The sequence below is a fragment of the Aeromicrobium sp. REDSEA-S38_B2 genome, assembly GCF_001628525.1.
GTDB classification, from domain to species: Bacteria; Actinomycetota; Actinomycetes; order Propionibacteriales; family Nocardioidaceae; genus Aeromicrobium; species Aeromicrobium erythreum.
The window spans coordinates 55,736-70,737 of the sequence record NZ_LUNH01000103.1 but is presented as its reverse complement, the minus strand read 5'-3'; the positions used below and the strand labels follow the sequence as shown (position 1 = coordinate 70,737).

Annotated in this window: 12 protein-coding genes and 1 pseudogene; 10 read left to right on the top strand and 3 right to left on the bottom strand. The window is 67.7% G+C overall.

Annotation, left to right across the window (positions count from 1 at the left end; genetic code table 11):
• A complete protein-coding gene (locus tag A6Q81_RS16950) occupies window positions 1-1,839 on the bottom strand; it encodes a phosphoenolpyruvate carboxykinase (GTP) (RefSeq protein ID WP_286691196.1) in 1,839 nt (612 codons plus the stop codon).
• A 276-nt stretch (window positions 1,840-2,115) separates the two neighbouring features.
• Between A6Q81_RS16950 and A6Q81_RS16945 the strand changes: the two genes are divergently transcribed.
• On the top strand, window positions 2,116-2,541 hold the full coding sequence (locus A6Q81_RS16945; RefSeq protein WP_253025171.1) for a hypothetical protein: 426 nt from the start codon (window positions 2,116-2,118) through the stop codon (window positions 2,539-2,541).
• 66 nt (window positions 2,542-2,607) lie between these two features.
• A complete protein-coding gene (locus A6Q81_RS16940) occupies window positions 2,608-2,925 on the top strand; it encodes a hypothetical protein (RefSeq protein ID WP_253025173.1) in 318 nt (105 codons plus the stop codon).
• Between the two features lie 180 nt (window positions 2,926-3,105).
• Here A6Q81_RS16940 and A6Q81_RS16935 read toward each other — a convergent pair whose 3' ends face one another.
• The gene (locus A6Q81_RS16935; RefSeq protein WP_286691195.1) at window positions 3,106-3,828 is read right to left on the bottom strand and encodes a hypothetical protein; all 723 of its coding nucleotides are present in this window, start codon (window positions 3,826-3,828) and stop codon (window positions 3,106-3,108) included.
• A gap of 197 nt (window positions 3,829-4,025) precedes the next feature.
• On the opposite strand from A6Q81_RS16935, the gene A6Q81_RS16930 reads away from it, so the two are divergent.
• The 8 genes and pseudogenes from A6Q81_RS16930 to A6Q81_RS17350 form a co-directional block, all read left to right on the top strand.
• A complete protein-coding gene (locus A6Q81_RS16930) occupies window positions 4,026-5,612 on the top strand; it encodes a sigma-70 family RNA polymerase sigma factor (protein WP_286691194.1) in 1,587 nt (528 codons plus the stop codon).
• 560 nt (window positions 5,613-6,172) lie between these two features.
• The gene (locus tag A6Q81_RS16925; protein WP_083516496.1) at window positions 6,173-7,735 is read left to right on the top strand and encodes a sugar transferase; all 1,563 of its coding nucleotides are present in this window, start codon (window positions 6,173-6,175) and stop codon (window positions 7,733-7,735) included.
• Window positions 7,736-7,805: 70 nt separating this feature from the next.
• A complete protein-coding gene (locus A6Q81_RS16920; protein ID WP_202967680.1) occupies window positions 7,806-8,912 on the top strand; it encodes a glycosyltransferase in 1,107 nt (368 codons plus the stop codon).
• Between the two features lie 4 nt (window positions 8,913-8,916).
• A complete protein-coding gene (locus A6Q81_RS16915; protein WP_067860586.1) occupies window positions 8,917-10,134 on the top strand; it encodes a glycosyltransferase in 1,218 nt (405 codons plus the stop codon).
• A 25-nt stretch (window positions 10,135-10,159) separates the two neighbouring features.
• Window positions 10,160-10,939, top strand: a complete 780-nt coding sequence (gene rfbF / locus A6Q81_RS16910; RefSeq protein ID WP_286691193.1) for a glucose-1-phosphate cytidylyltransferase — start codon at window positions 10,160-10,162, stop codon at window positions 10,937-10,939.
• Window positions 10,930-12,033 (top strand): CDP-glucose 4,6-dehydratase, encoded by a 1,104-nt coding sequence (rfbG, locus tag A6Q81_RS16905; protein ID WP_286691192.1) that lies wholly within the window; start codon window positions 10,930-10,932, stop codon window positions 12,031-12,033. The genes rfbF and rfbG overlap by 10 nt, the downstream gene beginning before the upstream one ends.
• Window positions 12,030-12,584 carry a dTDP-4-dehydrorhamnose 3,5-epimerase family protein gene (locus tag A6Q81_RS16900; RefSeq protein WP_286691191.1) on the top strand — a complete coding sequence of 185 codons (555 nt, stop codon included), beginning with the start codon at window positions 12,030-12,032 and terminating at the stop codon, window positions 12,582-12,584. Before rfbG ends, A6Q81_RS16900 begins: the two co-directional genes overlap by 4 nt.
• Window positions 12,581-13,579, top strand: a pseudogene (locus A6Q81_RS17350) (acyltransferase family protein); the annotation flags it as partial. The gene A6Q81_RS16900 and the pseudogene A6Q81_RS17350, both read left to right, overlap by 4 nt.
• Before the next feature lie 16 nt (window positions 13,580-13,595).
• Here the strand turns inward: A6Q81_RS17350 and A6Q81_RS16895 are convergent.
• Complete coding sequence (locus tag A6Q81_RS16895; RefSeq protein ID WP_286691190.1) at window positions 13,596-14,981, bottom strand: O-antigen ligase family protein; 1,386 nt, start codon at window positions 14,979-14,981, stop codon at window positions 13,596-13,598.
• Between the last annotated feature and the right edge of the window lie 21 nt (window positions 14,982-15,002).

Here is a 15,002-nt window from a genome sequence, read left to right as displayed (position 1 = left end):
TCAGGCGTCGTCGAGCGCGGTGTCGTCCAGAGCGGCGGCGACGCGGCGGTGCGCCTCCCAGATCTCCTCGGGCAGTCCGTGGAACTGCTCCAGGTGCACCTGGCGGTGGCCGATCTCCTCCCGCCAGCGGTCGACGTCGATCGTGAGGATCGTGTCGAGGTCGGCCAGGGCCTGCTCGTCCAGACCCTCGAGGAGCAGCTCGTCGCGCTTCGGGATGACGCCGACGGGCGTCCGCTCGCCCTCGACCTCGCCGTTCATGTACTGCATGAGCCACACGAGCGGGCGCAGGTTCTCGCGGTAGCCGGGCCACAGGAAGCGGCCGTCGTCGCCGCGCTGGAACCAGTTGACGTGCGCGAACACGGGCTTCTTCTGGGCGCGGGAGAAGACCTCGAGCCAGTGGGCGGCGTAGGCGCCCTCGGAGTAGGACATGAACGGACGCATCGACATCGGGTCGTAGCGCAGGACGCCCTCGAGGCCGTCGGCGGCGGCCGTGGCCTCGGCGCCGAGGGTCAGGCCGTCGTAGACGCCCTCGGCGACGTCGTCGATGGCGCGGATGAGCGGCTCACGGTCGCGGGTGCGGCCGCCGAAGATGACGCCGTGGATCTCGACGCCCTGCGGCTCCTCGAAGTCCTTCGCGACGTTGGGCACGTTCTCCAGCGTGGTGGTGAAGCGGCTGTTGGGGTGGGCCCACGGCGCGTCGACCTCCTCGCCCTGACGGTCGGCGATGAGGTCGCCCTTCCAGTCCTCCCAGCCGTCGAGGTCGGTGGGCTTGTCGCCCTTGCCCTCCCACCAGACCTCCTGGGTCTTGGGGTTGTAGGCGACGTTGGTGAAGATGGCGCCGGTGCCCTCGACGATGGAGTCGACGGCGGTCGGGTTGGTCTTCTCGTTGGTGTCCTTCGCGACGCCGAAGACCCCGTTCTCGGGGTTCATGCCGTAGAGCTTGCCGTCGTCGCCGACCCACAGCCACGCGATGTCGTCGCCGTAGAACTCGACGTAGTAGCGGTCGCCGAGGGCGTCGGGGGCGAGCGTCATGGCGAGGTTCGTCTTGCCCGACGCGGACGGGAAGCCGCCACAGATGTGGTACTTCTTGCCGGTCTCCTTGTCGACGATGCCGAGCAGCATGAACTGCTCGACGAGGAAGCCGTTCTTCCAGCCGTCGTAGGAGCCCTGGCGCAGGCCGTGGGCGATCTTGCCGAGCAGCGCGTTTCCGCCGTAGGAGGAGCCGAAGTGCAGGATGGTGCGCTCGTCGGCGACGGTGACGAAGTACCGCTTGTCGTCGGGGGTGCCCTGGCCGAGGTTCTCCAGGTCGCCGGTGACGTGCACGGCGCGCACGAAGGAGTCGCCGAGGTCGTTGATGTACTCGGCGCCGACGCGGGCCATGCGGATCATCTGCAACACGACGTTGCGGTTGTCGGTGAGCTCGACGCCGGCCGCGTACTTCTCGAGGGGCGAGCCCTTCGGTGCCATGAGGTAGGGGATGACGTACATCGTCTTGCCCTCGGAGGCGCCGGTCATGAGCCCGACCAGCTTCTCCTTCATCTCGGTGGCGGGACGCCAGTTGTTGTAGACGCCCTTGTCGGCCTCGTCGTGCGTGGCGACGATGGTGCGCTCCTCGGCGCGTGCGGTGTCCTTGAAGTAGGAGCGGGAGTAGTAGCGACCCTCGCCGGCGGGGAGGAGCTCCCCGGCGTCGAGCGCCTCCTGGATGAGTCGGGCGTCGTCGGCGGCCGAGACGACCTCGATCTGCGAGGCGCCGGTCACCCCCGCCCAGTGCTCCACGTACTCGCGCACGTGCGTGTTGGTCAGTCCGGCCTTGTCGAGCGCCGCCGCCACGTCTGCCATCGTGTCGTTTCCTCTCGTTGCCCCGTCCGGGGACACGTTCCGGGGGGTCCTCCCCCGCAATCGGTTGGAGTGACCGTACCGGAGTTGAAGAAGTTTTCATCTACCTGGTCGTAACAAGTGGGAAATGTCACGGGTGCCTGCACGTCGCGGCGCCTGCGCTGCCAGCGCTCCCCGGGGAGGCGTGCCGACGCTCGCGCACTCCAGCCGCTCAGTTGGTTGAGATTTCAATGGTTTTCTCGCACTGCGGACCCGTCGAACCGGACCTACCGTTCAGGAATGCTCATCGATGGTCACGAGATCGAGTCCTCGCTCGCCCGCGAGCGACTGTGGGACGAGCTCGTGTCCCTGGAGAACATCTCCGAGTGGAGCGCGCTGGAGGAGTGCGTGTCCACCGACAGCACGGTCCTGGATCCTGCGTCGTCGTACGTGTGCAAGCACCACAACGGCCTGCACGGCGTCGACGCGACGGTGCACGTCGCGGACTTCAGGGCGGGTCAGTGCCTCGCGCTGCGCACCGAGACGCCGATGGCGGACCTGCTGGAGACGATCGAGCTGCACGACCACCTGACAGGCAGCCGCCTGACGTACTCGGTCGACGCGACGTCGGCGTCGTTCGGTCCCGCAGCGACCGTGTGGCTGCACCGCCACGTCGTGTTCGTCTGCGAGAAGCTGAACCAGTTCGCCAACCGCGAGCTGGTGTGACCTGGTCGGTGAACAAATCTTCAACCAAAAGTTGGTCAGAACCTGTTCAGTGAATAGGTTAGGGACATGTCCCTCCTGATCAACCAGCAACCGACGCCCTCGGGGACGCCGGTGCCGCTGGCGAACCCCCGGCCCGTCTGGGTCGGCTGCCTCTGGGACCACGGCGGCGAGCAGGTCAAGGAGCTCGTGCCCGCCATGGCCACCCACACCTACGAGAGCCTCGTGCTCTGCGACTTCTGGGATCCGCGCACAGGCGCGAACCGCCTGCACTGGATGGAACGCGAGTTCGTCCGAGATCGTCCGACGTCGATCGCGCCACCGAAGCGACCGACGTCCGAGCATCCTGCCGCTGCCCCGTCGCCGAAGTTCGACGTCGGCAGCTGATCCTTCGCACGCGTCGCCGGCGGCGACCGCCGTTGCTCTCGGTGCTGCTCCCTCCGCAGCACCTCTGAGCCGGTCGGTCGCCGCCGGCGTCTTTCATGTGCACCGTCCCCCCGAGGGAGCGTGCTCCCCACCGCGGACCTGCACCCCTGGTCACGTCCGTGGACGGCGGTCTCGTTCGCCTCACATGGCGAGGTCCCTGACGAGCGCGCCCCGTGCGCCCGGTTCGGACGGCACCGGCTCGAACCAGGCCGCGACGTCGATGTCGGCGCGCCACCGTCCGAGCCAGCGACGCGACCGGCTCACCCCGGCCACGAGGGCCGCGACGTCGGCGACGTCGACGAGGGCCGCGAGCCGGTGCGGGCCGAGGCGCGACCACCGTCCGTGGTGGAGGTGGTCGGTGGCACCGAGCTGGTCGTCGAGGACGGCGCGCACGAGCGCGAGGCTCAGCTCGGTCTCCACGTCACGCAGCGCGCCGCGGTCGCACTGCACCAGCTCGTCGACGATCACCTCGGCCACGAGCACGCGCGGCGACGCCGCGAGGCACACCCGCTCGAGCTGGCGGCGCAGGTTCTCCGCTCCCGGCGTGCCGGTGAGCGGGTTGTCGACGTCCTCTCCGCGTCGGCACCGCTCCTTGGTCCAGGCCTCGAGCGCCGCGCGCGCCACCTGCGGCGTGGCCGGCGAGCGGCCGGCGGCAAGGAGGGTGTCGTCGATGCAGGCGAGCAGGCCGTGCAGGTCGGCGCCCTCCTGCGCGTGCAGCCGGCCGAGGCGTGCCGCGAGCGTGGGCTGCCAGCCGCCTCCCGGCGTGCAGCGCGCCAGAAGCCCGGCGACGTGCGCGATGTCGTCGCCGGGTCCGCCGACGAGACGCAGCGTGGGGGGTCGGCAGGGCAGGGCTCGGATGCTCACGGTGTACCGCTTCCTCTCGCCCCTGGAATGACGGGACGTTCCCGCCGACGAGAGGAAAGGAGTGGGTCACGGTGGGACGATCACGCGGATCTCCTTGATCTTTTGTCCGAATTTTGCGTGACGGGACGATGACGACGCACTCTTGGTCACAGGGCTACCCCCCCAGATCCCCTTGTTCACCAGCCGAATGGCGACCCATGCCTGACCTCTTTCTCGACCCGAGCGACGCCGAGCTGATCCAGCGCTACCGCGATGGAGACGACGACGCCGCAGGTCCTCTGTTCGAGCGCCACCACCCCCCGGCCGTCCGTCTCGCGACGGCCCTGGCCGGCCGCTCCGCCGCCGACGACCTCGCCTCGGAGGCGTTCGTCGGCGTGCTCCGCGCGATCCGCAACGGCGCCGGACCTGAGTTCGCCTTCCGCCCCTACCTGCTGACGTCGGTGCGCAACGGCTTCTACCGCGCGTCGAAGGCGGCGTCGCGGATCGACCTGTACGAGGACGTCGACGAGGCGCCCGTGCCGGCGGCGGGTGACGGGGTCGACCTGCGTGAGGAGTCGAGCCTGCTGGCCCAGGCGTTCGCGACGCTCCCGGAGCGCTGGCAGGCGGTGCTGTGGCACACGACCATCCACGACGAGTCGCCCGAGCAGGTCGCGCAGACGCTCGGCATCCGCCCGAACGCGGTCTCGTCGCTTGCGCTGCGCGCCCGCGAGGGTCTGCGCAACGCCTACCTGACAGCGCACCTGGGCCAGACCGACGACCCGGAGTGCCGCGAGGTGCGCGAGCTGCTGCCCGCCTACGACCGCGGGAAGCTGCGGCCTCGCGCCCTGGCCAAGGTCGAGGCGCACCTCGAGCACTGCGAGGGCTGCAACGAGGCTGCACTCATGGTCGGCGGCATCACCGCCAACCTCAGCCTGCTCCTGCTGCCGGCTCTGCTCGGCGCACCTGGCGTGGCCGCGTTCGGCGCCACGAGCACCGCCCTGAGCGCCGGCCTGGTCGCGACGTCGTCGACGACCGGCGGCTCGTCGACGAGCAGCTCGTCGTCGTCCGGCGGCGCCGCTGGTGCGTCCGGCGTCGGCGGCCTGGCCGGCGCCGGCCTCGGCGTCGTCGCTGCCGTGGCCGCGACCGTGCTGGTCGCCGCGGTGGCCGTGGGCGCCGTGCTGGTGTCCCAGCGCGGCGACACCGCACGCGTGGTCGCGAAGGACGTACCCAGCGCCGTCACGGCGTCGCCGCAGACCACGCCCGAGACGGCCGACGTCCCGGTCGACGAGCCGACGGTCGCGCCGTCGCTCGAGCCGGTCGCCGGCACGTCGCCTCAGCCTGCGCCCTCGGCGTCCCCGTCCGCAGCGCCGACAGCACCGACCAAGCACCACGCCCGCCCGCAACCGGCACCGACGAAGCCCGTGCCCACCCCTGAGCCGACCCCGGAGCCCACTCCCGAGCCGACGCCTGAGCCGACCCCCGACGAGGACCTGTCGATCTCGGCGACGGTGGAGCGCACGGAGCTCGAGCGCATCGTGCGACTGACGGTGGTGGCGACGCGCGACGTCCCGCAGGTGACGTTGACGTTCCCGCAAGAGCTGTCGGTGGGCTGGGTGCAGCAGAACGGATGGTCGTGCACGGGAGGCGGAGCGTCGAGGGTCGTGATCTGCACGGCGTCGGGGCCGAACCCCGGTCCGCTCGTGGCGTCCTGGTCGCCCCCCGAGGCTTCCGGTTTCTCCGCGACGGTCACGTCGCCCGGTCGCACCGACCCGAACCTGAGCAACAACACGGTCTCGGTCGACTGACGCTCGTCAGCGCCTCCGCGTGCCGAGGCCCTTCCTGCCCTCCCTGGTGTGCAGCTCCAGGTGGGGGCAGGCGTATCCGTACTTCAGCCGACAGCGCCAGCGCCTCCAGGTACGTCTCATCACCCTCCTCCTTCCGATCCGAAGGTAGGGAAGAAAGATGACAGGAACGTGTCACTTCCGGGTGGTCTGCATCACCAGCGGAAGTGGGATTCCGGCATAGAGAAACCCCGCTGATCTCGGGGGGTGAATCAGCGGGGCTTCGAGAAGAACATTACCGACCGGCACCACGCCCGTCAGCGGTTTCTCCACATTCGTACGACGGATTTCCGATCCCGTCCGACCCGACCGCATTGGCCCCTGACTTTGGCCCGAGTGCCGTACGGGTCGAATGCCCTGTCGTTGCAGAGGGCAAACGACCCAGACGTGGCGAGGATCACCGTTTGGCGCCTGTGATGTCACACCTCGTTCACACAAAGTGGTCGAATCGCCCCGGAATCAGCCCTAACCTGAGCGGGTGCTGGCTCGGGGGAGCACACTGAGAAACTCGGAGAACGGTGCACATGACCATCCAGGACGTCAGTCGGACGACCTCTACCCATGCGGACCTCCCGAGCGCGCGGCGAACCCAGCGACCTGCTGTCGCCGTCGAACCCCCTGAGGACCCCGCCATCGACAGCTCAGCGACACACCGCGCGCCATGGCACAAGCAGGTCGCACACCGTGTCTTCCTGACCGACACCGCCGTTCTCTTCGCCGTGGCCATCCTGGGAGCCGTCCTGCGCTTCGGCGCTGACGCCGAGGCCACCACCAACGGCCCGCTCTCCGTCTCTTACTGGACTTTCGGAGCCACTCTCGCCGTGGGTTGGTCCGTCGCGCTGCAGGCCTACCGCACCCGCGACAGCCGGGTCCTGGGCGACGGCGTCGAGGAGTACCGCCGCATCGTCCGCGCGTCCGTCACCTTCTTCGGGCTCGTGGCCATCGCGTCCCTCGTCTTCAAGATCGACTCCTCGCGCGGGTATCTCGCCATCACCTTCCCTCTCGGCCTCCTGGGGCTGATCGTCGTCCGCCGCGTGTGGCGTTCGTGGCTGAACCGCCAGCGCCAGCGGGGGGCGATGATCACCAACGCCCTCGTGATCGGCGGCATGCGATCGGCCGAGGACATCACGCGCCACCTGGGCAACAGCCCTCAGTCCGGCGTCCGGGTGACGGGCGTGTGGGTCCCGGACCGCGCCACCTCGCTGTGCGAGTGGCTCCCGATTCCGGACGCCTTCGTTCCGGTGATGGGGACCGAGCGCAACCTCGACGCCGCGCTGAGCGTGGCGGAGGCGGAGCTGGTGATCGTCACCGACACGGAGCACCTGGGTCACGCCGGCCTGAAGGAGCTGACCTGGGAGCTGGAAGGTCTCGACGTCGACCTGCTCGTGTCACCCAACGTCGTCGACGTCTCGGGCTCGCGCATCCAGCTGAGCCGCGTCGGGAAGATGCCGTTCCTCAACGTCGACAAGCCGACCTACGGCGACGCCGCGACGTGGCCCAAGCAGATCTTCGACCGCGCTGGTGCGGCGGCACTGATCCTCATGCTCTCTCCGGTCCTCCTGGCAGCGGCCCTCGCCGTCAAGATGACCAGTCGCGGTCCTGTCTTCTACCACCAGGAGCGCATCGGCAAGGACGGCGAGCCGTTCGGCATGATCAAGTTCCGCTCGATGCACCCCGACGCCGACGCGCGCCTCGCATCGCTCCTCTCCGAGCAGGGAGAGTCGGTAGGTCCGCTCGCCAAGCTGAAGAACGACCCGCGCATCACCCGGGTCGGTGGCTTCCTGCGCCGGTACTCCCTCGACGAGCTGCCGCAGCTCTTCAACGTCCTGTTCGGGACCATGAGCCTGGTCGGTCCGCGCCCGCAGCGCCAGTTCGAGGTCGACCTCTACGACCACGTCGCCCACCGCCGCCTGCGCGTCCTGCCGGGCATGACGGGTCTGTGGCAGGTGTCCGGGCGGTCTGACCTCACCTGGGAAGAGGCCATCCAGCTCGACACCTACTACGTCGAGAACTGGTCGCTGACCGCCGACGTCGCGATCCTGTGGCGAACCATGAAGGCCGTGCTCGCATCGGACGGCGCATACTGATGCGCATGAGTCCGCTCGGGGGCCACCAGACGGTCCGGACGTCCCATCAAGCATGACCGCGACTTGTGCCGTGGTTCTGGCCGCCTGCATCCTCGGCGTCCTCTACCCCTATGCGATCTATCCCGCAGTGCTCACGCTACTGCCGAAGGTTCCCGTGGAGCCGCGTCCAGCACCGCGAATGCGGTTCAGCCTCCTGTTCTGCGCCTTCAACGAGTCGAACGCGCTCGACGTGAAGATCCCCAACCTCGAAGCGCTGCGCAAGGTCGATCCCGAGCTTCAGGTCCTCGCCTATGACGACGGGTCGCTCGACGACACCTTGACGAAGCTGTCCGAACGACCCGACCTGGTCGAGGTCTTCCAAGGCAGCGGTCGTCTCGGGAAGGCGCACGGCATGAAGGTCCTCGCGGGTCAGGCTGTCGGTGACGTGCTGATCTTCACCGATGCGAACGTGACCCTGCGCGAGGACGCGCTGGAACGACTCTCCTCCTGGTTCTCCGACCCAGAAGTCGGCGGAGTGTGCGGGACTTTGCGCTACGTGAACGCTGACGACAGCTCCACCGCGGCCGTCGGCGGCGCCTATTGGCGACTCGAGGAGAAGATCAAGACCCTCGAGTCCCGGACGGGGAACGTGATGGGTGCCGACGGGTCGATCTTCGCCGTCCGTCGTGAGCTCTACCCGGACTTCCCTGACACCGTCCTCGACGACCTGACGGTGTCGATGGCTGCCGTCTTCGCGGGAAAGAGGCTTCTCAAGGTCGACGACGTCGTAGCCCACGAACGCCTCGTCACCGACAGGAAGGACGAGTTCTCGCGCAAGGCGCGAATCGCAGCTCGCGCCTACCACACCCACCGCGTCATGAAGCCACAGCTACGGACCATGTCGAGGATCGACACCTTCAAGTACGTCTCCCACAAGGTGATCCGCTGGTTCGGAGGTCTCTTCGTGATCATCGGTACGGTTGCCGCGATCGGCCTTGCAACGACCGTCGCGCCGTTCCTCGGGCTGGCCGCGCTGGTGGCCGTCGCGGCGAGCACGGTGATCGCAGCCAAGGTCAAGTCCGGGCCGATCGCCGCTCTCGCCGAGATCGTGATCGCCCTCTTGGCCACGCTGCTCGGCGTCCTTCGGGCAGCCAGAGGACGCACCTACTCGACGTGGGCGCCGGCAGGTTCTCGGTAGAGACATGACCACACAGTCGCGCCGACCTCGCGTCCTCTACTTCACCAAGGTGCTGCCGTACCCTCCGGCCGTCGCTGGAGACGCGGTGTACAGCCGTGGCCTCATCGAGACCTGGGCGACGTTCGCGGACGTGACCGTCGTCTGCGCCGACGGTGGCGCCCGGGTCGAGGACGCCGCTGACGGCGTGACCTGGGTCGTCACGACAGCTCAACGCCGCGGTCGCGCAGCCTCCGTCCTGTCGACATTCCCCCTCATCGCCTGGAAGGGCGCCCGGCGCGACTACCGTCGCGAGGCGAAGCGCCACCTGCGCAGCGACACCTGGGACGCCGTGGTGCTCGACAACATCGGCTCCGCGCACCTCCTCCGCGACGCGCTGAGGCACCGTCGCAGGCATCAGGACACGACGGTGCTCTACACCTCTCACGAGTGGGAGTACCCGACGCGCGCCGGCAAGTACCAGGGCTACGACATGTCGCTGCCGAAGCGCGTGATGGCCCGATGGGATCTCGCAAAGGTGAAGTATTGGGAGAACCGGCTCATAAGGCGGACCGACGTCGTGACGGTCATCAACGAGGCCGATCTCCGGCCGTTCCGGGCCATCGCTCCACAGCGGAAGTACCTCGTGCTGTCGCCGGGTTACGACGGCCCCATGACACCACGAAGAACCATCGACGCGACCACCCCTCGCCGGATCGCCCTGCTGGGAGGGCGCCGCTCCGAGCAGAAGCAGCAAGTTCTTCTCGACTGGTTCAGCGTCGCGTACGAGCGTCTCGACAAGCACGGCATCGAGATGGCGGTCGTCGGTGACGTCCCGGAGTCACTGAAGCGTCGAGTCGTCACCGAGTACCCGAACGTGGACGTCGTGGGATTCGTCGACGACCTGGAGTCGGTGATCAGTGGATTTCGAGCCGGCCTGATCGTGGACACCGTAGGGAGCGGCTTCAAGCTCCGCCTGCTCTCGCAGATCTTCCAACGTCTGCCGATCGTCGGTCTCGAGTCGGCCATCAGCGGCCTGCCGACGCCACCCGGCGACGGGTACCTCGCTGCGGAGTCGCTCGACGCGCTTGCCACCTTGGTGTGTGCGGTGATCGACGACCCCGCGCTCCTCGACGCGGTCCAGAATCGAGCCTTCGACGACTGCCGCTCGGCGTTCTCGTGGGACGATCGCGCCCGGTCCCTGACCGCAGCGCTCGACCCGTCCGACGAGACGGCACTCTCATGAGTCAATACAAGGGACGGGACATCGCATGAAGGTAGTCATTCTCGCCGGGGGCCTCGGCACGCGGCTCGCCGAGGAGACCTCGGTCAGGCCGAAGCCGATGGTCGAGGTGGGTGGGTATCCGATCCTCTGGCACATCATGAAGATCTACTCGCAGCACGGCTTCAACGAGTTCGTCGTGTGCCTGGGATACAAGGGCTACTACATCAAGGAGTACTTCGCGAACTACGCGATGCACAACTCCTCGATCGAGGTCGACATCCGCCAGCGTTCCGTGTCCTTCCTCGGGGAGAACGAGTCGCTGCCTGACTGGAAGATCCAGCTGATCGACACGGGTGCCGAGACGCTGACCGGCGGACGGCTCAAGCGCGTCCGGCCGTTCCTCCGCGACGACGAGCCCTTCCTCATGACCTACGGCGACGGTGTCGCCGACGTCGACCTCACAGCGTTGGCCACGTTCCACCGCGAGCACGGTCTCGACGCGACGCTCACCGCAGTGCGACCCTCCGGTCGCTTCGGCTCCACCGTCATCACGGACGGCCGAGTGGAGAAGTTCGAGGAGAAGCCTGCGGGCGACGGCGGGCAGATCAACGGCGGATTCTTCGTCCTCCATCCTCGCGTTCTCGATCGTATCGACGGCGACGCGACCATCTGGGAACGAGAGCCGCTCGAGAGCCTCGCTCACGACGGACAGCTGGCAGCATTCGAGCACAACGGATTCTGGCAGCCGATGGACACGCTGAGGGACAAGATGCATCTCGAGGACCTGTGGGCAGCAGACCAGGCTCCCTGGAAGACGTGGGAGTAGAGACCGTGCCGAATCCAGAGTTCTGGGCCGACCAGCGCGTCCTCCTGACCGGACACACGGGTTTCAAGGGATCGTGGACCGCTCGCTGGCTGTCGCGCATGGGCGCCTCGCAGGTCGGCTACGCGCTGGCGCCGGACACCACTCCAGCCTTGTTCCCCTCGTTGGACCTCCCGGGACTGCAGTCCGTCGTCGGCGACATCACGGACGCGACGACCTTGACGTCGACGGTGGCCGACGCCGACCCGACCGTCGCCATCCACATGGCTGCCCAGCCGCTGGTCCGCCGCTCCTACGCCGAGCCCGCCGAGACGTTCGCGACCAACGTGATGGGCACGCTCAACGTCCTGGAAGCTCTCCGCCACCATGCGCCGCGCCTCCAGGCGGTCCTGGTAATCACGACGGACAAGGTCTACCTCAACGACGACTCTGGGACCCCGTTCGTCGAGTCGGACCGCCTGGGCGGCCACGACCCCTACTCGAGCTCCAAGGCTGCGTGCGAGGAAGTGGTCTCCTCCTACAGGCAGAGCTTCTACGACGATGCTGGCGTCGCACTCGCGACCGCTCGAGCAGGCAACGTGATCGGCGGAGGGGACTGGTCGGAGGACCGACTCGTCCCCGACATCTGGCGCGCGATGCGTTCGGGCACCAGCGTCGAGCTCCGAAACCCTCGGTCTGTGAGGCCGTGGCAGCACGTCCTCGACCCTGTGAGCGGCTACCTGGACTACGTCGAGGCGATGGTCGACCACCGCTGGCCCACCTTGCCGCGGGCCCTGAACTTCGCTCCGGTCCCTGACCAGCCGATGACCGTGAGTGAGGTGACCGAGACACTCGGCGAGGCGATGGGGGTAGACCGGCCGTGGCACCAGGCCTCCGGATTCCACCCAGTGGAGATGAAGCTCCTCACGCTCGATGCCTCACTCGCCGAGAAGTCGTTGGGCTGGCGGCCACGACTCACGGGTCGCGAGGCAGTCCAGTGGACGGCGGACTGGATCAAGGCCACGGACTCCGGACAGGACTACGCCACGGCGCTCGACGCGCAGATCGACGACTACGAGGCGCTGGGACAGGGCGCTGCAGAGAGGACGGCACCGTGAGGTTCACCGAGTCGCCACTCGCCGGCGTGTACACGATCGACCTTGAGCCTCGGGGTGATGATCGAGGCTTCTTCTCGCGCGTCTTCGACGTCGACGAGTTCGAGGCGCTCGACCTCGAGACTCGGTTCGTCCAGTTCAACACGTCGTTCAGTCGCGTCAAGCACACGTTCCGGGGGATGCACTACCAGCTCGGCGAGAGTGCCGAGGTGAAGGTCGTCAAGGTGATCCGAGGAGCCCTGCTCGACGTGGTGCTGGACCTGCGCGAGGGCTCACCGACCTTCGGCCGTTCCTTCAGCGCCGAGCTGACGTCCGAGAACCGCACCATGATGTACATCCCGCACGGCTGCGCCCACGGCTTCCTCTCCCTGACGGAGGACGTCGAGATGATGTACTTCGTGTCCGCCTACTACGACCCCGAGAACGAGCGGTCGGTCCGGTGGGACGACCCGACCTTCAACGTGTCGCTTCCGTTCAAGCCCGCGCTGATCTCCCCGAAGGACGCCGGCGCGCGCGACTTCGACCCCGCCTGGCACCTCCACCGGTCCTCATGACCACGCTGATCCGGCCGTCCCACGGACGGATCGACTACTACGACGGAGTCCGCGCCGTCGCGATCGGCGCGGTCCTGCTGGTGCACTGGGCGGCGCGTTACACCCCCTACTTCGACGGCGGATACATAGGGGTCGACGTCTTCTTCGTACTCAGCGGCTTTCTGATCACGAGCCTCTTGTGGCAACGCCGAGATGATCGCGTCCCCATGTCGCAGGCCTACCTCCGGTTCATCCGCGCCAGGATCCTGCGCCTCTACCCTGCCCTCGTCGGGCTTCTCGTGATCGGCACCTGCATCGTTGGACTGATGGGCGAGCCGGTGTCCTTCCCGGAGGCTGCGAGAAATGCCGGGATCAGCATGGGGCAGGGAGCAACGTGGGTCTACGCGCTGGACCTCGGGTCGACCGAGCCATTCGGACAGACCTGGTCGCTGGGAGTGGAGTGGACCTTCTACCTGGTCTGGCCCTGGCTGATCTACCTGTGGCGACGCAGAGGCACCAGCGCACGAACCGCGGGCTGGTGTTCGGCGGGGCTGGCGGTCGTCGCCTACGTCACAGCGCTGCCGACCTCCGCGATCTGGTTCTACTTCGCTCCCGCGCCTCGCTTCTCCGAGATCCTCGCCGGTTGCGCCATCGGGCTGCTGCTCCAGGACGCCGGCGGGCGAAGCCGGCCCAGCCGCCCGTGGGCCGAGCTTCTGGGGTGGGCATCACTCGCCCTGATTGCGTTGTGGACCGTCGTCGGACCGGGTCAGTACACCAGCGCGTACCGATACGTGGGATTCCCCCTCGTCACGCTCGCCAGCGTGGGCTTGTGCGTCCTGCCCTCCTGGGCCCATCACACCGTCGTCGAGCGGGTGCTCCGGCTCCGTCCTCTGGTCCTCATCGGCCTGGCGAGCTACAGCCTCTACCTGTGGCACCTCATCGCTCTACAGACGCTGACCCCAGGTCGCTTCGGACTGCCCTTCATCGCGCTCGGACTCGTCGGGATCCTGTTCACCGGAGCAGCCACCTACCTCAGCTACCGACTACTCGAGGCTCCACGGTTCGGCCGGTCCTCCCGCGGACCGTCCCCGTCGGGGCTCCGGAAGGCACGGTCGAGGCGTCGAGCGTCTTCGTCACAACAGGGACGACGAAGAGCGCCAGGACGAACCAGCTCGCCGGGTCGACGAAGGCGAAGCCCGAGTACCACACCACCCACGCACAGACGATCGACCGCAAGGGGTGCTCCACGCCCATAGCCGCCAGGATCTTCACGAGGAGGATCCACAAGAGGGCTCCGCCCAGCACGCCGAGGAACGCCCACTGCCACCAGAACCCGTTGGACATGAGCTCCGACGGGCCCAATCCCTGGTACCACGGGAAACGGGCGTATGCCCCGCTGCTCTGCCAGGCCTCGTCGATGACGGGCAGGAGTCCGTCTGTGTTCCCCACTCCGTACCCCAGGACCGGGTGGTTGGTGACGGCCTCGAGACCGATCTGCGGCGCGACAGCGATGCGTCCGAAGAAGCTGCCGGTCTCCCCCAGCCCGAACCTCGTCAGGACCGATCCGAGCGAGAACTCGAAGGTCACAAACATGACAAAGAAGACCGTCGACAGCGCCACACCCGCGAGCGCCAGCCGCTTGGGCGTCCTCGGCCACAGGATCCAGATCCCGAGAGCGAGCAGGTAGAAGACGATCTTCAGGCTCGGCGCGATCGCGAAGCCGATGGCGACCATCAGCCCGAGCCGCACCCAGGACGACCACTGCCCTCGTCGAGGATCCAGGAGGAAGACCGCGACGATCATGCTCATGTACGAGTCGGCAAGATAGGAAGGTTCGCTCGCCAGCGCAGTCGGTCGGATCTTCCCGTAGAGGACGATGTCGCGTGCCGCCTCGGAGTAGATCCCTCGCTGCGAGGTGAAGTAGAGCGCATCGCGGATCGAGGTGAACACGTCGCGAAGTCCGACGCTCTCTAACAGGGCCAGCACCATCAAGGCGACCCAGAAGCCGAAGAACAGCTTGCGCAAGCCGTCACGGGGAAGCGTCCGGCACACCGCGATGATGATCAAGGCCGACAGGACCGAGGCGAGGAGCTGCAACGCCGAGAGCAGGTTGACGACGCTCGCACTCTCTGGAGCGAAGGAGACGAACGGCTCGATGAGCAGGAACACGGCCAGGACCACGATCAGCTGACCCGCTCGTCGAGCCAGCTCGTTCCCGACACGGAACGAGAGCAGGGCGGCGCTCAGCAGCAGCGGGTACATCGGAACGACCTGTGCCCCGGTGCTCGTCTCCACGGAGAGCCGCAGATGCATCCCGATCAGGGCGACGACGATCAACGCGTAGACCGTGCGGTGCCCTCGCCGGCCCGTGTCGACGGCGGGCGCGCCACGACGGGTGCTCGACTGCGTCAGAGCCATCTGTCGAGCCTCTCGTCTCCG